Origin of the sequence: Clostridioides sp. ZZV14-6153, assembly GCF_020657855.1 — a bacterium.
Taxonomy (GTDB): Bacteria; Bacillota; Clostridia; order Peptostreptococcales; family Peptostreptococcaceae; genus Clostridioides.
Map to the genome: position 1 here is coordinate 173,116 of NZ_JAGWCZ010000004.1, position 26,336 is coordinate 199,451.

General features: G+C 27.9%; 23 protein-coding genes and 1 pseudogene. 4 read left to right on the forward strand and 20 right to left on the reverse strand.

Annotated features, from left to right (window positions below; genetic code table 11):
* Nucleotides 1-69 precede the first annotated feature (69 nt).
* From KGF46_RS07515 to serS, 6 genes are all read right to left on the reverse strand, one after another.
* Entirely contained in the window at nucleotides 70-1,572 is a 1,503-nt protein-coding gene (locus KGF46_RS07515) for an AbgT family transporter (protein WP_227827689.1), read from the reverse strand.
* A 97-nt stretch (nucleotides 1,573-1,669) separates the two neighbouring features.
* Nucleotides 1,670-2,854 (reverse strand): M20 family metallopeptidase, encoded by a 1,185-nt coding sequence (locus KGF46_RS07520; RefSeq protein WP_227827616.1) that lies wholly within the window; start codon nucleotides 2,852-2,854, stop codon nucleotides 1,670-1,672.
* A gap of 238 nt (nucleotides 2,855-3,092) precedes the next feature.
* On the reverse strand, nucleotides 3,093-4,181 hold the full coding sequence (locus KGF46_RS07525) for a hypothetical protein (protein WP_227827617.1): 1,089 nt from the start codon (nucleotides 4,179-4,181) through the stop codon (nucleotides 3,093-3,095).
* A gap of 276 nt (nucleotides 4,182-4,457) precedes the next feature.
* Nucleotides 4,458-5,162, reverse strand: coding sequence for a response regulator transcription factor (locus KGF46_RS07530; protein WP_227827618.1), 705 nt, complete (start codon nucleotides 5,160-5,162; stop codon nucleotides 4,458-4,460).
* A 113-nt stretch (nucleotides 5,163-5,275) separates the two neighbouring features.
* Nucleotides 5,276-6,781, reverse strand: a complete 1,506-nt coding sequence (locus tag KGF46_RS07535; protein WP_227861909.1) for a histidine kinase — start codon at nucleotides 6,779-6,781, stop codon at nucleotides 5,276-5,278.
* 198 nt (nucleotides 6,782-6,979) lie between these two features.
* The gene (serS, locus tag KGF46_RS07540) at nucleotides 6,980-8,251 is read right to left on the reverse strand and encodes a serine--tRNA ligase (RefSeq protein ID WP_227842559.1); all 1,272 of its coding nucleotides are present in this window, start codon (nucleotides 8,249-8,251) and stop codon (nucleotides 6,980-6,982) included.
* A 431-nt stretch (nucleotides 8,252-8,682) separates the two neighbouring features.
* Between serS and KGF46_RS07545 the strand changes: the two are divergent.
* Nucleotides 8,683-8,847, forward strand: a pseudogene (locus tag KGF46_RS07545) (cupin domain-containing protein); the annotation flags it as partial.
* Between the two features lie 185 nt (nucleotides 8,848-9,032).
* Here the strand turns inward: KGF46_RS07545 and KGF46_RS07550 are convergent.
* Nucleotides 9,033-10,631 carry an amidohydrolase gene (locus tag KGF46_RS07550; RefSeq protein ID WP_227827621.1) on the reverse strand — a complete coding sequence of 533 codons (1,599 nt, stop codon included), beginning with the start codon at nucleotides 10,629-10,631 and terminating at the stop codon, nucleotides 9,033-9,035.
* Nucleotides 10,632-11,087: 456 nt separating this feature from the next.
* Here KGF46_RS07550 and KGF46_RS07555 point away from each other — a divergent pair, with 456 nt between their 5' ends.
* A complete protein-coding gene (locus tag KGF46_RS07555) occupies nucleotides 11,088-12,014 on the forward strand; it encodes a carbon-nitrogen hydrolase family protein (RefSeq protein ID WP_227827622.1) in 927 nt (308 codons plus the stop codon).
* Nucleotides 12,015-12,213: 199 nt separating this feature from the next.
* Here the strand turns inward: KGF46_RS07555 and KGF46_RS07560 are convergent, their stop codons facing one another.
* On the reverse strand, nucleotides 12,214-13,209 hold the full coding sequence (locus tag KGF46_RS07560; protein ID WP_227827623.1) for a YhdH/YhfP family quinone oxidoreductase: 996 nt from the start codon (nucleotides 13,207-13,209) through the stop codon (nucleotides 12,214-12,216).
* Between the two features lie 120 nt (nucleotides 13,210-13,329).
* Between KGF46_RS07560 and KGF46_RS07565 the strand changes: the two genes are divergently transcribed.
* Nucleotides 13,330-13,767: a MarR family winged helix-turn-helix transcriptional regulator gene (locus KGF46_RS07565; protein ID WP_227827624.1), complete on the forward strand. Its 438-nt coding sequence runs from the start codon at nucleotides 13,330-13,332 to the stop codon at nucleotides 13,765-13,767.
* Between the two features lie 86 nt (nucleotides 13,768-13,853).
* A complete protein-coding gene (gene rbr / locus KGF46_RS07570) occupies nucleotides 13,854-14,441 on the forward strand; it encodes a rubrerythrin (protein ID WP_227434375.1) in 588 nt (195 codons plus the stop codon).
* 214 nt (nucleotides 14,442-14,655) lie between these two features.
* On the opposite strand, the gene KGF46_RS07575 is transcribed toward rbr, so the two are convergent.
* From KGF46_RS07575 to KGF46_RS07630, 12 genes are all read right to left on the reverse strand, one after another.
* Nucleotides 14,656-15,276, reverse strand: coding sequence for a YhbD family protein (locus tag KGF46_RS07575; RefSeq protein ID WP_227827625.1), 621 nt, complete (start codon nucleotides 15,274-15,276; stop codon nucleotides 14,656-14,658).
* 7 nt (nucleotides 15,277-15,283) lie between these two features.
* Nucleotides 15,284-16,054, reverse strand: a complete 771-nt coding sequence (locus KGF46_RS07580) for a polymer-forming cytoskeletal protein (RefSeq protein WP_227827626.1) — start codon at nucleotides 16,052-16,054, stop codon at nucleotides 15,284-15,286.
* A gap of 39 nt (nucleotides 16,055-16,093) precedes the next feature.
* Entirely contained in the window at nucleotides 16,094-16,936 is an 843-nt protein-coding gene (locus KGF46_RS07585; RefSeq protein WP_227827627.1) for a hypothetical protein, read from the reverse strand.
* A gap of 271 nt (nucleotides 16,937-17,207) precedes the next feature.
* On the reverse strand, nucleotides 17,208-19,118 hold the full coding sequence (gene phnW, locus KGF46_RS20340; RefSeq protein WP_227827628.1) for a 2-aminoethylphosphonate--pyruvate transaminase: 1,911 nt from the start codon (nucleotides 19,116-19,118) through the stop codon (nucleotides 17,208-17,210).
* Between the two features lie 267 nt (nucleotides 19,119-19,385).
* Nucleotides 19,386-20,171 (reverse strand): DeoR/GlpR family DNA-binding transcription regulator, encoded by a 786-nt coding sequence (locus KGF46_RS07595; RefSeq protein WP_227827629.1) that lies wholly within the window; start codon nucleotides 20,169-20,171, stop codon nucleotides 19,386-19,388.
* Between the two features lie 310 nt (nucleotides 20,172-20,481).
* Nucleotides 20,482-20,712 carry a D-alanine--poly(phosphoribitol) ligase subunit DltC gene (gene dltC / locus KGF46_RS07600; protein ID WP_227434367.1) on the reverse strand — a complete coding sequence of 77 codons (231 nt, stop codon included), beginning with the start codon at nucleotides 20,710-20,712 and terminating at the stop codon, nucleotides 20,482-20,484.
* 18 nt (nucleotides 20,713-20,730) lie between these two features.
* Nucleotides 20,731-21,879 carry a D-alanyl-lipoteichoic acid biosynthesis protein DltB gene (dltB, locus tag KGF46_RS07605; RefSeq protein ID WP_227850225.1) on the reverse strand — a complete coding sequence of 383 codons (1,149 nt, stop codon included), beginning with the start codon at nucleotides 21,877-21,879 and terminating at the stop codon, nucleotides 20,731-20,733.
* Complete coding sequence (locus KGF46_RS07610; protein ID WP_227850226.1) at nucleotides 21,879-23,393, reverse strand: D-alanine--poly(phosphoribitol) ligase; 1,515 nt, start codon at nucleotides 23,391-23,393, stop codon at nucleotides 21,879-21,881. The genes dltB and KGF46_RS07610 overlap by 1 nt, the downstream gene beginning before the upstream one ends.
* A 14-nt stretch (nucleotides 23,394-23,407) precedes the next feature.
* Nucleotides 23,408-23,548, reverse strand: coding sequence for a hypothetical protein (locus tag KGF46_RS07615; RefSeq protein ID WP_227434522.1), 141 nt, complete (start codon nucleotides 23,546-23,548; stop codon nucleotides 23,408-23,410).
* The gene (dltD, locus tag KGF46_RS07620) at nucleotides 23,514-24,704 is read right to left on the reverse strand and encodes a D-alanyl-lipoteichoic acid biosynthesis protein DltD (protein ID WP_227861910.1); all 1,191 of its coding nucleotides are present in this window, start codon (nucleotides 24,702-24,704) and stop codon (nucleotides 23,514-23,516) included. The genes KGF46_RS07615 and dltD overlap by 35 nt, the downstream gene beginning before the upstream one ends.
* 242 nt (nucleotides 24,705-24,946) lie before the next feature.
* Nucleotides 24,947-25,180, reverse strand: a complete 234-nt coding sequence (locus KGF46_RS07625) for a hypothetical protein (RefSeq protein WP_227827633.1) — start codon at nucleotides 25,178-25,180, stop codon at nucleotides 24,947-24,949.
* 86 nt (nucleotides 25,181-25,266) lie between these two features.
* Nucleotides 25,267-26,286, reverse strand: a complete 1,020-nt coding sequence (locus KGF46_RS07630; RefSeq protein ID WP_227827634.1) for a Gfo/Idh/MocA family protein — start codon at nucleotides 26,284-26,286, stop codon at nucleotides 25,267-25,269.
* Between the last annotated feature and the right edge of the window lie 50 nt (nucleotides 26,287-26,336).

Consider the following 26,336-nt stretch of genomic DNA (forward strand, 5'->3'; position numbering starts at 1 on the left):
ATAATCCTCCTCTTAATTAAAGTATATTTTTTTTAGTTTAATCTTTATTAATAAATTTATTATAAAGGTCTATAAAATGTAAGATATTCCTCCACCAGGTCCTAATGGTATGCCAATGCCCATGAATAGTAATAATATTATTATTTCTATTAATGTAAATACTACTGAGTATGGAATCATATTCGATATGACAGTACCTATACCTATATCTTTATCATACTTTCTAGCAAAAGCTAATATTACTGGGAAATATGGGAAAAGTGGACTTATTGGATTTGTTGAAGCATCTCCAATACGATAAGCTATTTGAGTTAATGCTGGATTAAAATCTAGTAACATAAACATAGGAACAAATATAGGTGCTAGAATTGCCCATTTTGCAGAAGCACTTCCGACAAATAAATTGATAAATCCAGATAATAATATAAATCCTATTATCAATCCATAACTAGGTATGCCCGATTCTGCTAAAGCTTTTGCCCCTGTTATTGATAAAATTGTTCCTAAGTTACTAAGATTAAATAAATTAATAAACTGAGATGCTATAAATGCTAGGACTATATACCCTCCCATATCACTCATACTACTGCCCATCATAGACACTAATTCTTTGTCATTCTTTATCTTATTACTTACTTTTCCATACACTAATCCTGGAGTTAAAAATATAATAGTAATTATTGGAACTATACCTTTCATTAAAGGTGCATTACTAGATAATATAGAACCAGTTTCTGGATCTTTCATAAATGCATTTTCACCTATGCATAAGGCAACTATCACTACTACTACAACTAACAATGATAATAAAGCGTACTTTATACCCTTATTTTCAAGTTCACTCAATTTCTGTATATCCTTATCATTTGTTGAATCATTATATTTTGAAAAACGAGGAGCTATAAATTTTTCAGTTACAAATGCTCCTGCAAAAGTTAAAACTATCGCTGATATAAAAGCAAAATAAAGGTTCATTGCTGGATTACCTTGGTAAGATGGGTCCATCATTTGAGCTGCTGGTATTGTAAACCCAGCTAACAATACATCTGTAGTACTAAGCATAACATTTGCTGCAAATCCCCCTGCAACACCTGCAAAAGCTGCAAACATACCTACAAGAGGATGTCTTCCAATTCCTAAAAACACAAGTGCTGCAAGTGGTGGTAATATTATAAATCCTACATCTGCTGCTGTATGTGATAACATACCTGCAAATACAATTGCTACAGTTACAAGTTTTTGCGGAACTTTACTTATCCCCTTTTTCATTAACACTTCCATAAATCCAGATTTCTCAGCAACACCTGCTCCAAGCATTGTAACCAATACTAATCCTAATGGAGCAAATGACTGGAAGTTTGTAACTATACTACCTAAATATGATTGAATCTGCTCTTTCTCTAGTAGATTTACTACCTTTACAACTTCTTTTGTAGAAGGATGTATTTCTTCTACTCCTAAACTAGATATAACTGCTGACAATATTAAAACAATTATGCATAGTAATAAAAATATGGTTACTGGGTCTGGAAGTTTATTTCCTGCTCTCTCTACAACATTTAATGCTCTCATCAATAATCCACTATCTTTGTTTTTTTCCTGTGAATTAATTTTCCTCAAACTAATCACCCCCATAAACTTTATCTCCAGAAATGCTCTATCTTAAATTTTATTTTTTTAATTTATCCATATAATTTATAACAGACTGACATAGTACATTTGTGCCTACTAATATAGAATTTTTATCAGCTTTAAATTTAGGATTATGCCACTGATACATACAATCTTGTTCTTTGTTGCCTACTCCTAACCAGTAAAAAAATCCTGGTGCTTTTTCCATAAATATAGAAAAATCTTCTCCTCCTGTAGAAGGTATTGGATCAACTATAGCATCTTCTGAATACAAATCACACACAGACTTACAAGCTATTGTATACATCTCTTTACTGTTTATAACGGCTGGTAGATCAAATAAATAATCTAGCTTTGCAGTTGCTTGATATCCACGAGCTATCTCACAAACTATATTTTCCAAATTTTCAGATATTTTCTTTCGTACTTCATTACTAAAGCTTCTACATGTCCCTGTCATATCTACATTTTCTGAAATTACATTATTTGCAGTTCCTCCATTTATAGTACCTATTGATATAACAGCTGGTTCTAATGGACTTATGTTTCTGCTTACTATGGTTTGAATACCCATTATAATTGCACTTGATGCTACTATAGGATCTATTGTTCTATTTGGTATACCTCCATGACCTCCAAAACCATTTACTTCTATCCTAATAGTATCTACTGCTGCCATTAATCCACCTAACTTAACACCCACTTTTCCACAAGGTATATCTGGGTGATTATGAAGACCAAATATAGCATCAACTTTTGGATTTTCCATTACTCCTCGTTCAACTAGCATCTTCGCACCTTTATTGACTTCTTCTGCTGGTTGAAATATAAACTTTACATTTCCATGGAGACTATCTTTAATGTGAGACAATACATATGCACATCCTACAAGGCAAGATGTATGTATATCATGTCCACATGCATGCATTATACCATCATATTTTGATTTGTATTCAATATCAACCTCTTCATATATTGGTAAAGCATCAATATCGCCTCTTAATGCTACTGTAGGACCATCATACTTTCCTTTTAATAATCCTACTACTCCTGTCTCCATTCCCAGGTCTAATATCTCTATACCTAAACTTACTAATAAATTTTTTATAGCTTTTGTAGTCCTAAATTCTTTAAAACTTAATTCGGGGTGCATATGAATATCTGTAAAAAAATCTAAAATATCTTCTTTATACTTTTCTGAGATTAAAATAAGTTCATGCATACTAACACCTCTCCAAAATTTTATTTTTTGATTTTTTGCTAATTTAACTACAAATTATATAAGTTACTAATATTTATAAAGATAGTTTTTATAAATTTAATTTTGTTTATATATATATTTTACTATATTATTTTAATTAAATATATTATCATATTTTGCAATTTATTTAACTATTTTGACTTTTTAAATTCAGATTATATAAAAAGTTTCTTTAACTAGAAAATATTAATAAGTGGCTCTATTCCTGACTTTGTGTTGATTTCTGTCTACATGTAATTGCTTTATATACCATACAAACTAAAATTAAAAGTCCCATATAACCTGTATATGGATATAAAATATTTACTAGTTTACCAAATGGTAAAAATCCACCTATACAAGCTAAAATAGCTATTACTGTTGTTACCAATTTAAATTTAGGATGCTCATCTTCAACAATTCTATTAGTTACAGACCATAAAAGTGGAACAGCTGTTGTATAAATACCTAATATAAGTGCAACTGAGAAACATACACCTATAATAGGAGCTATATTATCCGCTAAATAAAGTGATGGTATTTCTTTCATGTACAAGTTTCCTATATCTGAAATCATAGCCAAATACATAACTATACCAGCAGTCATAAATACAACTCCACCTAATAAACCTCCCCAGAAAGCATCCTTTTTACTTTCAATAGAAGCTCCCATTCCTGTTAAAAAGACAATCATTACAATAATATTTAATGTATTATATATTACACCTGAAATGATTGGACTTTCTGATGCTTTTGTAACTTCAATATTTTTCATAGCTTCTCCAACCATAGATAAACCATCAAAATGCTTAAATAAGCTTATTAATCCAACAGCAATTGTAAATACTGCTATCACTGGTCCAATACGACCAAGTATACTTACTAATTTTTCTAGACCCATAGATACTGTAATCAAGGTAGCAACAGCCATCAACACTCTTCCAAAATAAGGATTTATACCATAATATTCAGTTAAAGTTGAGCCTGCACCTGAAATCATTACTATAAGAATCCCAAATAAAAATATTGGACTAAACCATTCGTAAAATTTTCCTAAAATCTTCCCACAATAAAAAGTGTAAATTCTTGTTGGTTCTTTAAGTTTTAATTCTCTACCTCTAGTTATAACTTCAGCACCAAGAAATGAAAATAACACCATTGATATTAACGCCCCAATCAGCCCCATATACCCTTGTGAGGCAAAAAATTGGAGTATTTCTTGACCAGTAGCAAATCCAGAACCAATTGCTGTTGCTAAATAAGCACCCGCAATACAGATAATATTTTTCACATTGACTTTGTCTGACATATTAAATTACCTCCATTATAAAGTTACCTTCTTTAACAAATATAAATTCATAGTAAATTAAATGAAAATTCTGTCTTTTCAGAATAGTATTTGACTTACTTTTTTTATTTTTATATCTTTTTATTTTTATTTATATATATTTTTTTATATAAATAGGTACAGCTTTTATAAGGTTTAATATTATTAAATATATTTAAAGCGCTTTAATTTTTATTATAATTAAAGTATACTTACTCAGACATATTCAAACAATTATCTATATTGACTTTTTATTTATCAATTTCGATTTTTAGTATTCAATTTATAAACTTTTGGAGTTACTCCTTTTTCTATCTTAAAGTTTTTATAGAAGTTATTCAGACTATTATATCCAACTATTTCTGCAATCTCATTTATACTTTTTGTAGTATTTTCAAGTAAATCAATAGATTTTTCTATTCTTATATGATTTAGATATGATATAAAAGTCGTATTCAAATTACTTTTAAAAATCCTAGATATATTAGATGGATTGGTTAAAAATAATTTAGCACAATCATTTAACTTTAAGTCATCACTATAATTTAGATTTATATATTCCAGTATTTCATTTAATAAATCATTATTAGTATATTGATATCCGATAATCTTTTCTACAGACTTAGTAAATTCTTTCATATCTAATGGTTTAAGGAGTATATCTTTCACATTTAATCTCAAAGCTTTTTGAGCATATTCAAAATAGTCAAAAGCAGTTATTACTACAAAATTTATTTTTTTAGATAGGTAAGATGTTTTTTCTATTACTTCTAACCCATTGTATATTGGCATTTGAATATCTATAAAAACTATGTCTGGCTCTAAATCAATTATTTTCTCTACTGCTTCATCGCCGGATGTTGCTTTATCAACAATTTTTATTGGCATATCTTTCATTTCTATAAAGTGTGTTATTATTTTTAGAACAGCTTCTTCATCATCTATTATTAGTGCTCTTCTCATGAGAATTCCTCCCTTTTAGCTTAATAATATAAAAAAGCAAGATATATAAAACAACATAAAAACATCTAATATATTTCTTAATATTTATAAAACTTATTAATTTTATATAAGTTCTATACATACTCCTTATAATTTTCAATAGGAATTTTAATCATTATGTAAGTCCCCTCATTATCACTTGACTTTATATCCATATCAAAATTATTTCCATAAGCAGATGTAAATTTTGTATATATTAGAGACAAACCATGACCATTATTACTACGAATACCTGCCTTTATTTTGTCTATACTATTTTCTTCTAAGATAGTTCCATTATTATGAATTTCTATAATAGCATACTGGGAATCTACTCTAGCAATTATTTCTATTCTCTTTTTTGAATCAATATCTCTAAACCCATGTGTAAATGCATTCTCTACAATAGGTTGCATAAAGTTAAAAGGTACAGAAAGGTTATATAGCTTCCTTGGAATAAGGTACTTTACTTTAAGTTCATCTCCATAACGCAATTTCTGTAAATTCAAATAATTTTTAATATATAATATTTCAGATTCTAATTCTACAAATCGTAAATCAGACCTCATTGTATATCTAAACATTTTTGATAAATCTATTATTGCACTATACAAATCATAACTACCATCATCAAGTGCTATGCTTGCCATTGAATTTAGAGTATTAAATAAAAAATGATGATTTATTCTTAAGTTAGTAACCATATCTTGAGCTACCTTTAAATTCATTTCAAGTTGTTCTCCATAGTGATATGTTCTTGCAATAGTTTTCTCTTTTTCCTGTAAATCCTTTCTTATATCATTAAATGAACAAAAATTTATTATGTTTTTAGATATTTGTTTCAAAAGACGTTTTATACTTCTAGCAGCACCTTCTGGTATATCATATAAATTACTATGTGTTGTATCTAAATTTAAATCAGATAATAATACATATCCTCCTCTTATAACACCTATACTATTATTTTTGTATAATATAGGTATATTATATATAGTTATCCCATACTTACATACAAATTGGTTGCTACTTTTTTGATTCATACAATCACAATTTTGAGGAAATTTCATAGGATTACATTTTTCAAAACAAAATAGTGGAAAATAAGGATTTTTTAAAACTATATTCCATGAATCATCATATATAATCAATGGAATTCTAAATGGGTCTATAAATTGACCACGAATTGATTCTACAGCCGCATACAAATTTAAAGTACTTTCGCTATAATTTATTAAAGTCTTCTTCAAATAATTATTAGGATTAATATCTATAACTTCACTCTCTCCTACATCATCTACATTATTGGAAACAATAAGCTCTTTTATTAGTCTATCTCCTGTATTTATAGACTCATGTGTGCTACCAGATTCTATATAAAAAATCATACCTTGGGAAAATGGCTTCCAAACTCCATTTATAATATACAATCCCTCTCCTTCTAAAATATATATCATCTGTTCTTGCCCATAATGAACATGATTAAAATGTTTTTTACCTGGCATGGTAACTGCAATGTATATATTCATAGCTTGTTTTGGGTTATTCTCATCATAAGTATGTTTCCATTCAATATATCCCCACTCAGTATTTTGAATTTTCATAAAAAAACCCTTTCTGTTTATAGATTATTTATATTCATTTATCTTTAAATAAATTAGTAAATAAAAATGTGCACATACTCTTTCATATGATAGCTATACTATATCAATATTCATTAGTTTGTACACATTATTATATTAATTATTATTTTTTAAATTATTTATAGCTTACTTTATTATTTAAAGTATATATTTCAATTATTATTTAATAACAGAAACACCCATATATGGTCTTAAAACTTCTGGAACTATTACAGAACCATCCGCTTGTTGGTAATTTTCCAATATAGCCGCTACACTTCTTCCAATAGCCAATCCAGAACCATTTAATGTATGTGCATATTCGGCTTTAGAATTTTTATCTCTTTTAAATTTTATTCCAGCTCTTCTAGCTTGAAAATCTTCACAGTTTGAACAAGATGAAATTTCAACATATCTGTTGTAGCTTGGCATCCAAACTTCTACATCATATTTAAAAGAAGCTGTAAAACCTAAGTCACCTGTACATATTTTTACTACTCTATATGGTAAGTTTAATAATTGTAGCATAGTCTCAGCATTATTAGTTAATTTTTCTAATTCATTGTAAGATTCTTCTGGTGCTACTATTTTTACCATTTCTACTTTATTAAATTGATGTTGTCTTACCAAACCTCTTGTATCCCTTCCAGCAGAACCAGCTTCTGACCTAAAACAAGGAGTATATGCCGTATAATTTATTGGTAATTGCTCAAATTTAAGTATTTCATTAGCATGTATATTAGTTAAGGGAACTTCTGATGTTGGAATTAAAAAGTAATCTAATCCTTCTATCTTGAACATATCCTCTTCAAACTTAGGTAGTTGCCCTGTACCCAAAAAACTATTTCTATTTGCCATAAATGGTGGAATAATTTCTGTGTATCCATTTACTGTTGTATTTGTATCTAGATAAAAATTTAATAATGCCCTTTCTAATCTAGCTCCTAATCCCTTATAAAGAGTGAATCTTGAACCAGTTATTTTCCCAGCTGTTTCAAAATCAAGTATACCTAACTCAGTTCCTATTTCCCAATGAGCTTTAGATTCAAAATCAAAGCTAGTCGTCTTACCCCAAGTTCTCACTTCAACATTATCTTCATCAGTTTCCCCTTGTGGTACTTCTGGATGTGGTACATTTGGAATTCTCATTAACAAATATTCCATCTTGTCCTCTACATCTTTAAGATTTTGGTCTATAACTTTAATCTTGTCAGATAACTCTTTTAGTTTAGCTTTTTCATCTTCTACATCTTTACCTTCTTTTATAAGATTTGGTATATTTTTAGATGCAATATTTAACTCATTTTTCATAACCTCAACTTCTTGAAGAATTTTTCTTCTTTCATCATCTAACTTAACTACTTCATCAAGATTAAAGGCTTTTTCACCCCTTCTTTCCATTGCTTTCCTTATACAATCTAAGTTTTCTCTTATTCTTTTTATATCAAGCATTTTTTCCTCCTCAATACTTTAAGATTGGATGTTATCTCTTAATCTCAGTTAACTTTGATAATAGTATATTTGCTTAAGGTTAAGAAATCTTTTTCTGTCTTATCCGAACCTATTATTTTTATTTAGTTATATTTTACTCACTTTTTTACATATTGTCAAATTATATTTAATTAAATTAATATTATTTAACTTTTTATCATTAACCTTACTTTTACTTTCATTATAATTATACTAATTTTAGCAATCAATTATCTATTTTGACTTTTTCTTTATCAATCTTATATAGTTATCAATTTTTATATAAATTTTTTTACCTTATGATATAATTCTTTATATACTCTTTGTCAGATTTTAGAATAGGAGGATTTTAATTAGTAATTCAAGTATAGGCAGAAAATTGACTTTATGTAGAAAAAAATGGGCATTCTGGAGACGAAGTTGCTTATATACTTAAAGGAAGTGTTGAGCTTAGTTTGGAAGATGATATATTTGAATTAAATGAAGGTGATAGTGTAAAAATACCTTTTGGTATGAGACATAAGTGGGGAAATCCAAATGAAGTTGAAAGTAAGGTAATCTACATAGTAGTGTCCTAAAAATATAAATTTTCAAGGTAGAATTAATAAAATTATGGCAATGACCCTTTAGACCTAATAAGCTAACCATTCAGTCATATATAATATTATTAATTCTACCTATTTTATTAGATTAGATTTTATTTTTACATAATATTTTTTTACGCAATATTTTTACACAATCTCTAAAATAATATAATTCATATCTATTTTAATGAATATAATACTTCCCCTTCTACTATTGTTTGTAAAACTTTAATATCTTTTATTTTAAGAGGGTCAACTGTAAGTGGATTTTCATCTAGTATTATTAAATTAGCTAGTTTACCTTCTTTGATTGAACCCTTTTTATCTTCTTCAAAATATTGATATGCCGCATTTATAGTAACACCCTTTAAAGCTTCCAATGGGCTTATCTTTTCATTTTCACCTATCAATACTCCTTTTTTTGTAATTCTATTAACCGCACACCATATTGTTTCAAGCATATTAGGTGCTATTACAGGTGTATCTTGATGTAAAGTATAAATCAAACCTTTTTCTATAGTTGTTTTAAGAGGACTAATCTTGAATGCTCTACCTTCTCCAAGATTTTTAATATGAATATCTCCCCAGTAGTATGTGTGAGCTACAAAATATGATGGTATCATGTTTATTTTTTTCATTTCATCAACTTGGTCTTCTCTTACAGTTTGAGCATGTATCATCACAGGTCTCATATCATCTTTGATATTTTTTTCCTTTATAACTTTTTCAAATGAATTTATTAGTTGGTCTGCTGCTGCATCTCCATTACAATGAGTTAAAAGTTGCATTTTTTCTTCTACTGAAATTTTTATAAGTTTCTCTACTTCCTCATCTTTATATATAGGATACCCACAATAACCATCTTCTGAATTTTCATATGGTTTCGTTAACCATGCTGTCTTTCCTTGAGGAGAACCATCCAAAAATATCTTATATCCTCCTATTTTAAATCTATTTACATATTTCTTTACAAAATTTTTATTATCATCTTTCACAGATTTACTATTTTTTAAATCTATATATCCTACAATATCCATTTTTAGTCTATTTTGATTTGACATTAATTTTAAAAGATTAAATTGATTATCTGCCATTAATCCTTCTTGCGCTGTTGTAATACCATAACTTAAGTAAATATCTTGTACTTTTTCAATTAGATTACAAATTTCATCTAATGATGGTTGTTTTATTTTAGAGGATACTTTAAAAAATGCATTTTCCTCCAAATATCCATTTGGCTCTTTACTCCCTTTGACTCTGCCTATATGTCCTCCTTCTGGGTCTTGTGTTTCATGAGTAACACCTAATTTTTTTAATCCTAAAGTATTTGCAACTCCCATATGACCAGAAGCGTGTGAAATTAGTATTGGGTTTTCTAAAGACGCACTATCTAATAAATCTTTATCTGGATGCATATTTTCTTCTAAAAAATTGTTATCATAGGAAAACCCAATTATCCATTCACCCTTTTTTATATCCTTTGAATCTTTAAAATCTTGTATTTTCTTTACTATATCTTTAAAGCTAGTTGCATCTTCTAAAGGAACTAATCTTAGTGTAGTAGCAAAAGCTGTCAAATGACTGTGTGAATCTATAAAGGAAGGCATCAATGTTTTTCCCTGTAAATCTATGACTTCTGTTTCATCATTTTTTAAAACTAAAATTTCTTCTTTTGTTCCTATTTTTTTTATTATTTTATCTTTTATAAGAATAGCATCTCCACATATTGAATCTTCCATTGTAATGATATTTCCATTATAATAAATTTTTTCTTTCATAAAATTCTCCTTAAACTGATGTATAAACTCTATAAATTTATATAAATACTTTATATTTTTTACAGTTTTATTTCCTTTTTCATCCTGCTCTATTTTGATAAATTTATTTTATTGTTTTCTAATTAATTATTCGTATTTCATTAAGCTTATTTTTTCATATATTAATATATGAAAATCTCATTTTTAATTATTGTTCACCAAGAAATAAATACTATTCATTATAAATATGATAATTTAATAGTCATTATAATTAATATAAAGAATTATTATATGCTTATAGAAGAAGATACTTAGCATGAATTATTTTTTTGTATAATTGTAATTTGCTAAATCATGATGTATCATTTTAAATATACAGTTGCATCATTATTTACAAGATAAGATACTTTTTTCTCAAATAAAACTTGATGTAATCTGTTGAAATCAACAAATTCAAATATTTTTTAGGAGGTTTTTATGAACAAAGAAAATAAAAATGTAAGAATTGCCGTTGTTCAGGCATCACCAATTATAATGGACTTAGATAAAACTGTTGAAAAAGCATTAGAATTAATTAAAGAAGCTGGTAGAAAAGGGGCAAATATAGTAGTTTTCCCAGAAGCATTTATACCTGCATATCCAAGAGGACTTTCATTTGGATTTGTTGTTGGAAGTAGAACAATGAAAGGTAGAGAAGATTGGAAAAGATACTATGATAATTCTGTACCAGTACCTAGTGCTACAACAGATTTATTAGGAAAAGCGGCCCAAGAAGCAGGGGTATATCTATCAATGGGAATAACAGAAAGAGATGGAAACGATATAAATTGCACTCTTTATTGCACAAACTTATTTTTCTCACCAGAAGGTAAACTTATTGGTAAACATAGAAAGCTTAAACCTACAGGAACAGAAAGATGCATTTGGGGTGAAGGTGATGGAAGCACTCTTACAGTTGTTGATACTCCATATGGAAAAATGGGTTCATTAATTTGTTGGGAAAACTATATGCCATTAGCTAGAACAGCTCTTTATGCTAAAGGTGTAAAACTTTATATAGCTCCTACTGCTGATTCAAGAGAAGAGTGGCAATCAACTATGAAACATATTGCTTTAGAAGGAAGATGCTTCGTTATTGGATGCAATCAATATGTTGAAAAAAATATGTACCCAACTGACCTTAACTATTATAGAGAACTTGATGCAGAACCAGAGATTATGTGTCCAGGTGGAAGTTGTATAGTTGACCCTTTTGGAAAATATGTAGCAGGTCCTGTTTTCAATAAAGAAGAAGTATTAATAGCTGATTTAGATTTAGAACAAATAGTTCTTAGTAGACTAGATTTTGATTCAGAAGGTCACTATTCAAGACCTGATGTATTTGAATTAATTGTTCACGAATAGTCTTTTTATCCAAAAGCTTTACATAAGTTTTTTACATAAAAATTAAAATGAGATACTCTTAAATAAAATAAATTTAAGACATCTCATTTTTTATTTTATGATTTGATATTATAGTTTTACATTAAAACTTATTTAACTATATATTAAAAATCAATTATATATTCAACATTAGTTAACTTAACTATAAACCTAACCTTAACTACAAACCTAAATCAACTACTGTTCTTCCTACATGCTTTCCTTCTATTATTGAATCTATACTCTTACTCAATTCATTTAATGATACTACAGATACCATGTCATCTAAATCTTCTAGCTTCCATTCATTTGATAATAAATCCCATATTTTTAATCTTAAATTCATTGGGCATTCTACAGAATCTATACCATATAAAGTAACACCTTTTAATATAAATGGATATACTGAACTTGTAAAATCAATTCCACCTGCATTACCACATGTTGTAACTGCTCCACAATAATTAGTTGTCTTTATTGCTGTTGATAAAGTATTTCCTCCTACTGTATCTATTACTCCAGCCCATCTTGGTCTAAGTAGAGGTCTCCCTGAATTATCATCTACTTCTGATCTATGTATAACATCTTTAACTCCTAGCTTTAATAATGTTTCTTTTTGTTCTTCCAATTTTCCTGTTGAAACCACAACTGAATAGCCTAATTTAACTAATATTTTAGTTGCAATCACAGCAACTCCTCCAGTACCACCAGTAACTAGTACATCTCCCATATCTTTGTCTACAGTATTTACAAATTTATATACAGATAAAGCTGCTGTAAATCCTGCTGTACCATAATCCATTGCTTCTTTTAAAGAAAGATTATTTGGAAGTTTGACAACCCAATTAGAAGGAACTCTTATATATTCTGAAAAACCTCCAGATGTATTCATACCTAAATCATAACCTGTTACTAAAACTTCATCCCCAACTTTAAAATCATCACAACTACTAAATTCTACTACACCAGATGCATCTATTCCTGGAGTATGAGGATATTTTCTAGTGACACCCTTATTTCCATTTGCTGAAAGTGCATCCTTGTAATTTAATGAAGAATATCTTACTTTTATTAGAACATCTCCTTCTGGTAGTGCATCTATATCTCTTTCTATTATATTTCTCTTAAAACTTCCTTCTTCTTCTGTAATATATAGTGATTTAAAATTTTTACTCATAAATTTCCTCCCAATACATTTAGTTTTATGTTAAACTAATTATAGTTGAAAAATAGTTTTATGTCAAACTACTTTTTATTTCAAATCACTTCAAATAATTTAAAGATTGGAGATTAATTTATGGAAGATAAATATATCATACATTTTATAAGTAAAACAAAAGCTAATATGCTTAAATTTATTGAAAATAGACTCAATAAAAATGGTTTAAATGAATTGTTGCCTACACATGGAAATATACTCACTGCACTTTATGAAAATAATGGAATACTTACAATGAAAGAAATTGCAACTAAAATAGGAAAAGACAAATCTACTGTTACAGTATTAGTTAATAAACTTATAAACCTCGGATATATAGAAAGACAAAAGTGCGATAGTGATAAACGTATTACATATATAAAACTTACAGAAAAAGCAATGCTAATAGAGGATACATTCAATAGTATTTCATCGCAGGTTAAAGAAACAGCCTACTGTAACATTACAGAAAAGGAAAAGCAAGAATTCCTTAGAATCTTAAAAAAAATCAATAATAATTTCAAAAATGCTGACTAAATTGAGCATAATTATATCTCGTCTTGGAATAATAAATAAAAAGAATCAAATATTGTAAAAATTTATTGTTAATAGAGAGGTATAATATGAATTTAAAAGACAGTAAAACTAAAGAAAATTTATTAAGAGCTTTTGCAGGTGAAAGCCAGGCTAGAAATAGATATAATATTTCTGCATCTGTAGCAAAAAAAGAAGGATTATATATAATAGAATCTTTATTTAATTATACTGCTGACCAAGAAAAGTCACATGCAAAACAATTTTTTACTAAATTAAAAGAATTTGCTGGAGAAAATATAAGTATATCAGGAGCATATCCTGTAGATTTATATGATAAGACAGCTCAACACCTTAAAGCTGCACAACATAATGAGCTTCAAGAGTGGGATGATGTATATAAAAACTTTGGAAAAACAGCACGTGAAGAAGGTTTTGAAGCTATAGCTAAATTATTTGAAAATATAGCTGAAATAGAAAAAGTTCATGGTGATAGATTTGGTAGATATGCTACTGATTTAGAAGAAGGTACTTTATTTAGAAGAAATGAAGATATCCAATGGATATGTACAAACTGTGGACATATTCATATTGGTAAAGAAGCTCCAAAAGCTTGCCCTGTTTGTCTTCATCCACAAGGGTATTTCTTAGACTTTAAAAATTCATTATTTGAATAAATAAAAATAATCTACTGTATTTAAGCAATTTATTATATTGATACTAACCAATTTTATAAATATTAAATTATTTGAATAATAAAATGAACCATAGAGATTATTATAACTATACTCTTTCTATAATTTATAATAATTCAATATGGTTCATTTTGTAATTTCTTAGAAACTATAATCTATCTATATCTACTTATAATAAGTAATTTACAATAACCTACTATGATAACTTAATACTTATATCATTTATTTCTTTCATTAGGTCAATTTCAACAATTTTAACTACATCCTTTTCAAATTTCACTTGTTTATAATCCAAGCATCCTATTACAAATGGAACACCAAACTTTCTAAACAAATAAATTCTTCCATTTTCATTGTATATTGATTTAAAATTTTCTTCTATTATATTGACTATCAATTTTAATTCTTCAAATGTTATTGTGGATTTAACTAAAAATTTCTCTATTATGCTCAATATAAGTAATTCTTTTTTACCTATACTCTGCTCTTTTTTATACAAATTTTGAAATATTTCTTTTGTATATTTACATATAGCTTCCTTCTCAAAAATAAAGTCAATATCAAACTCTTTATTGGTATCTTTTTTTGTAAACATGTTTGCAATATCATCAAGAGATGTTTCTTCTTTCATAGATAGTATTAACTCTATTCTTTCTAGTATCTTATCTCTTGGAAAAAAAGTCTCTTGACCTGTAAAAGCTGATTTTTTTATAAACCATTCTTCTGGTATTATATTTTTTCTTTTCCATCTATATAGCTGCCCATAAGATATATTAGTTTTGCTTAATAAATCTTTCTTAGATATCAATTCTTCCATAATTTTTCTAGCCCACCTTTGTACTGTTTTTTACACTCGAATTATCTGAAACTAACAACTTATCACTGTATTCAATATTTTCAACATCACAATTGCTTACTAAAGATATGCTTTTTCCTCGTATATCTTTTATTGAAACATCTTCTAATTCAATAGTATCTCCCTCTATCAAATTGCATTTAAATTTGCCTGAAAAAATGTTAATAAATTTAATTCCAAATGTAAAAATATCTTTACTTCTACCTATTTCTATATTAGTTGCTCCTATCTCTTTACAATAAGAGCCTCCTCCTGAATAGATATATATGTTTTCTCCATTTAAAAGACCATCACATTTTATTGCTCCATGAACCTTTATATCTTCACATTCTATATTTTCTTTATTTTTCATTTCACCATAAACTTTTATATCCTGTGCATAAATACTTTCACTTACAATTAATTGACCTTTTACTGTAACATTATTACACTTTAAGTTTCCATTAATTTTCTGTTGAGCAGTTATAATCAAGTCATCTACTTCTGCATCTCCATCTATACTAAGTTGCCCATTAACTCTTACACGTTCAGCTTTAAGATTACCTTTTATAGTAGCCTTTCCATTTACTACAAAGTTTTTTATACTAATGTCTCCATCAAACTTTACATCTCCAAATACCTTTACTTCATTACATTTGATATTTCCTTTTGACCTAGCACTTCCCATAATGTTTATACTTTCATATTCCCCACTATTGATAAATCCTTCTCCAAGTATTTTTATAGATCCATTTTCCATATTATTACCTCATTCTAAATTTTATTTTAAACGTAAATATTACTTATCTTTATTTAGATTTACTTTTTCATTATTTAGATTTACTTTTCCATTTACATTCTTTATTTCAATAACTATTGAGCTTTCATCAATATCTATACTTTCACTATACTCCAAACTCTCAATATAACATCCTTTACCTATTTTAACATTTTTACCTCTTACAATTTTAACTTCACTATTTTCTAAGCTGATTTCATCTGCTTCTATAACATTTGCTAATAATCTACTTTCTGTGTATTTTTTAACTGATAGTAGACCTAGATTTCTAAGATTAGAAGATACTTTTTCAAAATCCCCACTCTTTTTTTCGGCTCTATAAAATCTTTTACAATAATCACCATGTCCCTTTTTTATATTTACACTGCTTGCACCAACTTCGTTTAAATTAGAAGTTCCATGCAAACTTATCTTAAGCTCTTCACAATTTAAAAATCCATCACAATCCAAAATTCCACTTAAGTCAACACTTTCACATTCTATGCTCTTATTGATTTTTAGACATCCTTCTCCGCTAATAATATCTGACTTTAAGTTTCCTCCAACATTGATAATTCCTCCAGATTTAACTTTACTTGATTTTATGTCTCCAGTACATTTAAGAAATCCAAATATTGTCACTTGTGATGCCAATATATTGCCTTCAATTTTACTCAATCCTGCTGTAAAAAATTCATTACATTCCGTTGTTCCAATCACTTTTGCCGAACCTGAAGAATCAAATTTATTACATTTTATATTTCCATCTATTTTTCCTGTACCTGCTATATTAACTTCATCAAAAATTCCGCCTTTACATTTTCCCATTCCATTAAAATTTAGTGAACGTAATTCTCCATCCATAATGATTTCCTTTCAATAACTTATTTTGTTCTTGAATATAATATAACAAAACATTGTTACGTTGTCAAGTATAACAATCTTGATGAATAAAACAATGCTCCTTTAAAGACAGATAAATAAAAAAAATAATAGAGAAGATATTTTATATGAACTATGAATTCTTCTTTCTTAGATTTCCAATTCAAATAAAATACTCCTCTATTATTTAACTATTTATATATTTGTCTCGTAACTCTCTAAACTTTATAATCTACCAATGAACTTCTATAATCTACATATTGATAAATTTCTCGATTACACCAGCCAGTCTATCCATATCTTTCGGATACACTTCTCCTATACTTCCTATTCTAAAGGTATCTATGTCAGTCAATTTACCTGGATAAATAACAAATCCATTTTCTTTTAAATAAGTGTAGAATTCCATAAATTCAAATTTTGCATTCTTAGGATATAGGAAAGTTGTTATTACAGGTGATTGAGCATCATCATTCACCAATGTATCAAACCCTAGAGATTTTAATCTTGAAGATATTGTAAATTGATTTTCTTTATATCTAGCATATCTTTTTTCGACAGAACCTTCTTCTTCTAGCTCTAGTAATGCTTGATAAAAAGCTCTTACAACATGTGTAGGAGAAGTAAATCTCCATTTACCATTATTATTCTCCATAGTTTCCCACTGAGCGTATACATCAAGAGATAAAGATTTAGCAATTCCCTTGCATTTAGCTAATTCGTCTCTGTTAGCTATTATAAAACCAAATCCTGGAACTCCTTGTATACATTTATTAGAACTACTCACTAGAAAATCTATATTAAAGTCTTCAACATCAATTTCAATTCCACCAAAACTACTCATTGCATCAACTATGTAAACCTTATTATATTCTTTTGCAAGTTTACCTACATCTTTTATAGGATTTAATCTACCTGTAGTAGTTTCACAATGAACCATTGATATATGTGTAATATCTTTATTTTCTTTCAATAAATTTTCCACTCTATTTAGGTCAACTGCTTCTACATCACTAAATGTACAATCAACATATTCTATATTTAAATAACTGCATATATCCTTCATTCTCTTTCCATATGCTCCATTTGCAATTACAAGAAGTTTGCCATTCTTTGGAATAGTGCTTCCTATTGTAGCTTCCACTGAGAAAGTACCACTACCTTGCATTAATACACTTGTGTATTTTTCTGTATTCTTTGTAGCTAAAGACACTAATCTTCTTCTAACATCTTGTACCAAATCATTATACTCAACATCCCATGTACACCAATCTTTTAACATAGATGCTCTTACTGATTTAGTAGTAGATAATGGTCCTGGTGTAAGTAATATATAGTCATTTTCTGGTACAAAATCTGATTTAATTGTTTCATTTTCTATTTTTACTAAAACATCTTCTAATTCTGCCATAGTTTCTATAACAAAATGTGCTCCTGCTTCTTTAAACTTCTTTGAAACTGCTTCCATCTTAATTTTTAATTCTTCTTTATCCATATTTTCTACTTCTTCTTGTGTAAGACCTAATTCACTTGAACCTTTTATTACAGCAACACTCCACATTCCTGCATTTATACCTTCTTTTACATCACTTAATGTATCTCCTACTTTTACCATGGCACTCATTGGAGATACGCCCAAAGCTTCAGCATTTTTATAACACATCCAAGGATATGGTCTTCCTTGAGATACTTCTGATGGTGTTACAAGAAAATCTGGCGAATATCCCTTTTTAGCTGCATTTGGTTCAACTATATTCATCATTTCTCTTGTATAACCTGTTGTAGAACCTATTTTTAATCCATTTTGTCTTAATCTCTCAATAGTTTCAACAACATGAGGAATTGGAGTTGTATACTCTTCTAGAGTTTCAAATAACATAGGTTCAAATTCAGCATAAAGTTTGTTTACATCTTCCTCTGTTGGAAATCCTCCAAAATTCTCTGCCCAAATATTTTTTATCCTATCCATTTCACACATTTCTCTTATATGGTCTATTTTTAATTTCCCCATAGGTTTTCTTGCTTCTTCCATTGTTACATCTATGCCTCTTCTTTTAAATATCTCTATAAATACATTGAGAGGTGCAAAACATCCATAATCTACTGTTGTTCCAGCCCAGTCAAATACTACTGCCTTTATTTTTTCTCCATATAACTTTTTCATATTTATAACCTCCATAGATTCTCAGTTAGAATTTTTGTGTTTTTAGTTGTTTTTACTTTTAAAGTATAACTTTTTCATGTTAATTATACATCATATTTAGGTTAAATGTATATTAAATTTATGTTTTTAGTTGTTTTTAATTGATTCTGCTTGTTTTCAATATCTAATATAAAAATTCCACTAAAACTCTACACAAAAAATTAAAATTTGTAATCTTCTTTCTAGGTTAAATATATGAATTTGTTAAATTTTATAAATTTATTACTTCTATTTTGCTTCTATCCATGTTATATTTGATTCATTTAATTTATCTTTCCATTCACTTGGAGGTTCTGCGTCACAAATAACAAAATCTAATTCATTCAAATCAGCTATCTTGTACATACTGACAATTCCAATCTTAGAACTATCACATAATACAAAACTTTCCTTTGAATTTCTTATATACTCTTTTGACAATAACGCTTTATTTTGTTCTATGCTACTAATTCCAAAGCTATCAATTACACCTTCACTAGATATAAATGCTTTATCTACATATAAGTTTTTCATAGCATCTATTGACATTTGACATGCTGTTCTTTGATGTTTTAAATTTACTTTACCACCAATAAATATAACCTCTCCATCAAATATGCCTTGGTTTTCATATGAAATCAACTTTGATAGCACAGGATAAGAACTAGTAATAACCTTTAGATTTTTTACAGAAACTATGTAATCCACAATTTGTAAATTAGTAGTCCCTTCATCTATTACAATTGATTCATTATCATTCACAAATTTAGCTGCATACTTAGCAATACTTTGTTTCTTTTCTAAATTAGTACTATTTCTTTTTACATGTTCTGGCTCAATTACTCCATAATTTATTTTTACAGCACCACCATAAACCTTCTTCAACTTATTTTCACTTTCTAATTCTTCCAAATACCTTCTTATTGTTTCTGATGATACTTCTAGTTTTTTTACTAATTCTTTAGTATTTACCTTTCCTTTTGCATCTAACAGTTCTAATATTTCTTTTTTTCTATCTATTGAATTTAAAGACAATTAAGTTCCCCTCCTAAATATGTATTCTACTTTTATAAAATTATAATTAACATCTACGTTCATAAAGTAATTCTAATCTATGACAAAAGATATTTCACTCAATTAAAGATAGTATATCTTACAATAGATATTACTATTAATTTATATAGCATGCAATCTTTCATTCATACTTTAAATTTTTCACTATTTTATATATTTACACAACTAAGTTATATCTCTTTACAATAAAAAAATCCATCAAATATCAATATTAGATGGACTTTATAATCTTTTATTATGTAAATTAATAATTAAACATTTAGTCATTAATTTATTTTCTTGTCTCTAAGAATTTTACTAAATTATTTACAGTAGACATATCTTTTCTTTCTAAATCAGTTGGTTGAAGTTCTATTCCAAGTCTATTTTCAATCTCAAGTAAAACTTCAATTATAGCTAATGAGTCTAAAAGCTCTGTTTCAAATAAGTTAAGGTCTAAATCATCTCTTATCTCATCAGTTCCTAATACATCTTCAAATATTTCTATAACTGTTTCCTGCATAAATTTGCCTCCTTAAAATTAAGCTAAATATCCTGAGAATATCAATAATCCAAAACATACAATATGGAATGTAATGAAAATTTGAACTCTCTCAAACCATTTTTCTTTTTTATGCTTCTTATAAAATTTAGATTTTCTCTGATATATATCAGTTAAGACAAGTGCTAAGCCTTGATACACACCATAAGCAATGTAAAACCAAGTTAGTCCATGCCAAAATCCCATTGTTATCATTGTTATCATCTGAGCTACATGAGCAGCAGTAGTTCTTTTCTTAAATCTTTTCTTTCTCATTGAAGACATAACAAATCTTGAAAAAATATAATCTCCAAACCATCTTGAAAGACTTATATGCCATCTTGTCCAAAACTCTTTCATATCTTTACTTATAAATGGTTTATCAAAGTTTATAGGTACTTGTATTCCAAATATATATCCTGTCCCTATAGCAAATAAACTGTATCCTGCAAAATCAAAGAACAGGTATAAACTATATGCATACATATAACTTAAAACATTTATAAACCTCATATCTTTAGGTATTATTGACACCCAATATGTATTTATCAAAAATGCTATAACAAATTTATAACCTACTCCCATAACAATGTTTTTTATTCCAGGCAATAAGTATTCTTCTATATACTCTTTTCTAGATATTTCCTTCTCTAAATCCTGTTCAAATCGTCTTGACCTGTCAATAGGTCCAGAACTCAGTGTTGGAAAAAATAACATAAAATAAAGCATATTTGAAATCTTAACCTCTTTTATAGCACCATCATAAATTTCAATAACCATTTGTATAGCCCTGAAATTTAAGTATGATATTCCAATAAATCCAATCAATCCAAAAGATGTAGCTGGAGATATTTTATTAATTATTATTGGAAGCATTGATGCAAACAAAAAGCCCCAATATATATATTTATTTTTAGTTTTTCTTCTTACATATTCGTATCCTTTGACTATTATTACTTCTAAAATGATAAATATCAACAAGTATTTAAATTGAACATCTATTCCTACAATCAAAAATATCATAAATAAACTTGCCAACATACCATAATACTTTATATTTTTACCCATTAAGCCCAAAATCACTGCTGGTATTGATGTTAATAATAATATGTAAAGATAAAAATAATCTCCATACTGTGAAAAAATCATTAAATTTCCTCCATAAGTTTCTTTCTGTCTATTTTACCATTGATATTTGTTGGAAACTCGGAAATTATTGCAATATTTCTTGGAATCATATACGAAGGTATATACTTTCCTAGTTCCTTTTTTATCATCATCCCATTTTTGATATTACCTAAATCATTTTTCTCATTTAACTCAACAATACCTTTTAAATAAGCAATTTTTTCATCCTTATATATTGGTAAAACTACTGCATTTTTTACATTATGAACTTTTCTCAAATTATTTTCTATATCTTCTATTTCAATCCTAAATCCATTTAACTTGATTTGAAAATCTTTTCTTCCACAATAATATATATTTCCATCTAAGAGATATCCCATATCACCAGTTTTATAAGCTCTCCATTTTACACCATCTATTTCATCATAGAAAAATACTTCATCAGTCTTCTCTTTATTATTGAAGTAACCTTTGGAAACTGATGGTCCAACTATTATAATCTCACCTTTTTCATTTTCTTTCAGCTCATTTCCATTTTCATCAAGTATTTTTATTTTACAATTTTGCATAGGATATCCAACTGGAAGACTCTTTTCATCATCTATAGCTTCTTGAGTCATGTCATTTACACTTACGCCAACAGTGGCTTCAGTTGGTCCATATCCATTGATAACTCTTGTATTTGGAAATCTACTTATAAGCTCTTTAGTAAGATTCTTTGAAAGTGCTTCTCCTATAAATATCATTGATTCAAGCTTAGGAAGCATCTTACTATTAAACTCTTTTTCTGTTACACATACACCTGCAAAAGAAGGAGTTGATACCCATACTGCAATATTAGACTCGCCAAATTGTCTGAATAGCTCTTTATAATCTGCTAGCACATCTTTTGATATTGAAAATAATGTAGCTCCATGAACAAGACCAGGGTATATTGTTGTCACTGAAAGATCAAAAGAATATGCTGCTTGATTCATTATTACTTTTTCACTTCCATCTATATTTAAATATGGGCTTATCCAATCTACAAAACTATCTAAGTTATTTGAGCTTATTTGAACTCCTTTTGGCTTTCCTGTACTACCTGATGTAAATAGTATATATGCATTTTCATCATCTTTTACCCAGTTTTCTTTATCTAATGACTTTCCTTTATATTCACTTATTATATCATTTAATTTATCCTTATCAATTATATTGATATCGCCAAAATCTTTTTCATCACTAAAGTTAAACAACACCTTTGGTTTTACTTCCTTAGTAACTTCAAAAACTCTATCTAATGGAAAGCTAATATCAAGAGGAACATACGCTCTACCTGATTTTAAAGCTCCTATCATACACGCCATTATCATATTTTCTTTATTACCATAGATTACTATAGGAGTATCTTCTTCTTTGTATACATTTTTTAGAAATACTGATATAGCATCTGAACATTCATTTAAATCTTTATAAGAAAGTTTATCTCCATTACATGTCAAAGCTATTCTATCTGTATTTGAATATTTTTTTATTCCTTCAATAATTTTCATATAAAAATTCTCCTTTAAAATCCATTATAAATAAATGGCAACTCTTTAAATGGTGTAAATGTTAAAACACCTATTGCCAATATTATAATCATAGTTAAACAAATACTAGTTACTAATTCTTTATTGCTCTTTAAATATTTTAAATAATCTCTCACAGACATCTACCCATCCTTTCGTTCCAAGATGCATTACATCTCTTAAATAATATTTTTCTGTCCCTTTGTCTTTAAGATTCATAACTTCAAAGCCTTTACTTTCTGCTATGTTCTGCGCCTTATCATAAAACTGATTTCTTTCTTTCTCAGAAATACCAGTTAAATCATAAAATTTGCCCATACTTGGAATTAATACAACAACTGGTTTAATATCTAAGTCCCTACATACATTTAATAAAAGCTTATAACTTTCAAATTCCTTAGATGTTACTAAGTTTACACCCTTATCTCTTCCTCTATATTGCTCTAGACCATCTTTAAAATGTTCATTGTAATAATACTTGTCAATGTTTAGAGGATTATTACCTACTCTCTTTTTAGCATCTTCAATAGCTTTCTTTTTCTCATGTGACCAATTTATAGGTTTTTTTCTTCCTTCTTTTTTGTGTTTATCTAGCCTAATTAATTTCTTGTAAAGTATCCCTTTTTCTTTAAGCTCTATACAGTATTTTCTCCCTTGAAAATAAGGCTCTAACAACGCCTTCTCAGCTTTTTCATACACTGTCTTAGGTTCATATAGCTTGGCATACAATGCTTCTGCCTTATATTCGTCACTACCCCATAAAAGCTTACTTGATTTTTTTACATATTCATTCTTATTTTGTTTAGATATCTTTGGATTATCTAAAAAACGATAAAATTGTATTGGTGAAAACCTAGACTGATAATGGTGACTTGTAACTCCATCTTTTTCCATAAACCATTGCATAGAAATTAACAAGACAACCTTCTTATTATCAATATTAGGATTCATACTTCCTAACACTGCAGCATCTTGTAATGTCTGAGTATAAGCTCTACCAATTGCAAACACCTTATTTTTACTCCTATCTGTATTAAAATAGTACTTTGGATGTTGTTTTGTTGAATTACTAAGTTCTGATGACCCCAAAATCATAATATCTTTTTCTCTTAAAAAATGATTATTTGCTGTAACACCTTTATCCTTTATATCACTTAAAGTATCATCCATAATTGGAAGTAGATTTTTCTCCCTCAAAAGTTCATCAGTTTTAGAATCAAGAAATTTGTCTAACCCAAATAAAAATACTACGCCTATTATAAATGGTGTAATAAAGTATATCAATTTTCTCATATTTTCTCTCCTCTAAAAATATTCAAATTTATGTTATTATTAATCATATTAGTTTTAATGTATATATTCAACTACAAAATTGTAATAAAATCTCCAAAACTTTTTTTTATTCTGTTACAAATTTGTAAAAAAAAAGAAGAAAATAACTGAAAAAGGAATCTTTTTAGTGATTTTCTTCTTTTTATAATTTGACATTTTAATACTTAATTATGTATACAATTTAACTTATTTTAAAATTAAATTTATTCAAAAGTATATCTTAGCCCCCATTGCGTTCTTATTTCATCCATTAAATTCATGACATATATAGATGATTCTAAAGTATTTGCTTTTATTTTATTTGATATACAATTGTTAACATATTCAATCTCATACTTTAAAGCTTTTTCTGTGTCACCATATTCTAGAGTTTCAACTCTTCCACTATCTGTATAAGTTATTGTAGCCTTTGATGCTCTTGGAAAATTCTGATGCAATAGTTCCAGGACCCAATATAGCCCAATTTATATTCTCCATATTTACCACCTCATATACTATATATTATTATATGCTTTTAAATAAATTACAGACTGTCAGCTGGATAAACAATCTTCCCTTGTCTTCTTATCTCATCCATAATCCCCATTACTATCTTTGAATTTTCATGTGAGTTTATATCAGACTCTATTTTGTTATTATTTATAAGAGTTGTAAACTCAATAAGTTCATGGTATATTCCTTCTATTTCTCTAGGTTTCTCTTCTTCTTTTTCCTTTAAAATAGATATATCTTCTTCAGTTCCATCTTTATATCTAATAACTACCTTTTCAAACAGATTAAGTTTTTCAATTATTATACTTCCCTTTTCTCCTTGTATCTCAGATGGTATGTAAGAATCAGCTATTTTAGAGTACTCAACTACTGCATCCATATCGTCATATTGGAATATAGCTAAACCTTCTCCATCTACTCCAGTTTGAAGTATATGAGAAAATGCTTTTACACATTTTGGAGCGCCAAATAGATTCACCATAGGGTGTATGCAGTACACTCCAATATCCATCAATGAACCATTTGACAGTTCTTTTTTAAATGCATTTTCTATAATTCCATTTTTATATTTATCATATCTTGAAGAATACTGACAATAGCTTCCAAAGAATCTTCTTATTTTACCTATCTTATGTAAATTTTCTTTAACTGCTTTAAAATTTGGAACATATGTAATTCTCATAGCTTCCATAAGCAATACATTATTGTCCCTTGCAACCTTTATCATTAATTTTACTTCTTCTAAGTTAGATGCTAATGATTTTTCACACAACACATGTTTTTTGTGTTTTAAACAGGTAATAGCTTGTTTTGAATGCATCGCGTTTGGAGAAGCTATGTATATAGCATCTATATCATCTGATTTAGCCATGGTTTCTAAATCATCAAAAAACAGACTTGCCCCATGTATCTTTCCAAATTCCTTAGCTTTTTCTAAATCTCTTGAATATACAGCAACCAGTTCAAACTCTTCAACCCTAGATGCAGCTCTTAAAAATAGTTTTGATATATTACTTGTACCAATAATACAAAATCTTATTTTACTCACCATTCAAACACTCCTTATTTTTTATAATTTATTTTAACTAAGTAATACTCTAT

Bases quoted from the DNA above. Each gene is read 5' to 3' on its own strand.
- KGF46_RS07515 (WP_227827689.1), bottom strand. From the start codon at position 1,572: ATGAGAGCATTAAATGTTGTAGAGAGAGCAGGAAATAAACTTCCAGAC.
- KGF46_RS07520 (WP_227827616.1), bottom strand. From the start codon at position 2,854: ATGCATGAACTTATTTTAATCTCAGAAAAGTATAAAGAAGATATTTTA.
- KGF46_RS07525 (WP_227827617.1), bottom strand. From the start codon at position 4,181: ATGTCAGACAAAGTCAATGTGAAAAATATTATCTGTATTGCGGGTGCT.
- KGF46_RS07530 (WP_227827618.1), bottom strand. From the start codon at position 5,162: ATGAGAAGAGCACTAATAATAGATGATGAAGAAGCTGTTCTAAAAATA.
- KGF46_RS07535 (WP_227861909.1), bottom strand. From the start codon at position 6,781: ATGAAAATTCAAAATACTGAGTGGGGATATATTGAATGGAAACATACT.
- serS (WP_227842559.1), bottom strand. From the start codon at position 8,251: ATGCTTGATATAAAAAGAATAAGAGAAAACTTAGATTGTATAAGGAAA.
- KGF46_RS07550 (WP_227827621.1), bottom strand. From the start codon at position 10,631: ATGAAAGAAAAAATTTATTATAATGGAAATATCATTACAATGGAAGAT.
- KGF46_RS07555 (WP_227827622.1), top strand. From the start codon at position 11,088: ATGAACAAAGAAAATAAAAATGTAAGAATTGCCGTTGTTCAGGCATCA.
- KGF46_RS07560 (WP_227827623.1), bottom strand. From the start codon at position 13,209: ATGAGTAAAAATTTTAAATCACTATATATTACAGAAGAAGAAGGAAGT.
- KGF46_RS07565 (WP_227827624.1), top strand. From the start codon at position 13,330: ATGGAAGATAAATATATCATACATTTTATAAGTAAAACAAAAGCTAAT.
- rbr (WP_227434375.1), top strand. From the start codon at position 13,854: ATGAATTTAAAAGACAGTAAAACTAAAGAAAATTTATTAAGAGCTTTT.
- KGF46_RS07575 (WP_227827625.1), bottom strand. From the start codon at position 15,276: ATGGAAGAATTGATATCTAAGAAAGATTTATTAAGCAAAACTAATATA.
- KGF46_RS07580 (WP_227827626.1), bottom strand. From the start codon at position 16,054: ATGGAAAATGGATCTATAAAAATACTTGGAGAAGGATTTATCAATAGT.
- KGF46_RS07585 (WP_227827627.1), bottom strand. From the start codon at position 16,936: ATGGATGGAGAATTACGTTCACTAAATTTTAATGGAATGGGAAAATGT.
- phnW (WP_227827628.1), bottom strand. From the start codon at position 19,118: ATGAAAAAGTTATATGGAGAAAAAATAAAGGCAGTAGTATTTGACTGG.
- dltC (WP_227434367.1), bottom strand. From the start codon at position 20,712: ATGCAGGAAACAGTTATAGAAATATTTGAAGATGTATTAGGAACTGAT.
- dltB (WP_227850225.1), bottom strand. From the start codon at position 21,879: ATGATTTTTTCACAGTATGGAGATTATTTTTATCTTTACATATTATTA.
- KGF46_RS07610 (WP_227850226.1), bottom strand. From the start codon at position 23,393: ATGAAAATTATTGAAGGAATAAAAAAATATTCAAATACAGATAGAATA.
- dltD (WP_227861910.1), bottom strand. From the start codon at position 24,704: ATGAGAAAATTGATATACTTTATTACACCATTTATAATAGGCGTAGTA.
- KGF46_RS07630 (WP_227827634.1), bottom strand. From the start codon at position 26,286: ATGGTGAGTAAAATAAGATTTTGTATTATTGGTACAAGTAATATATCA.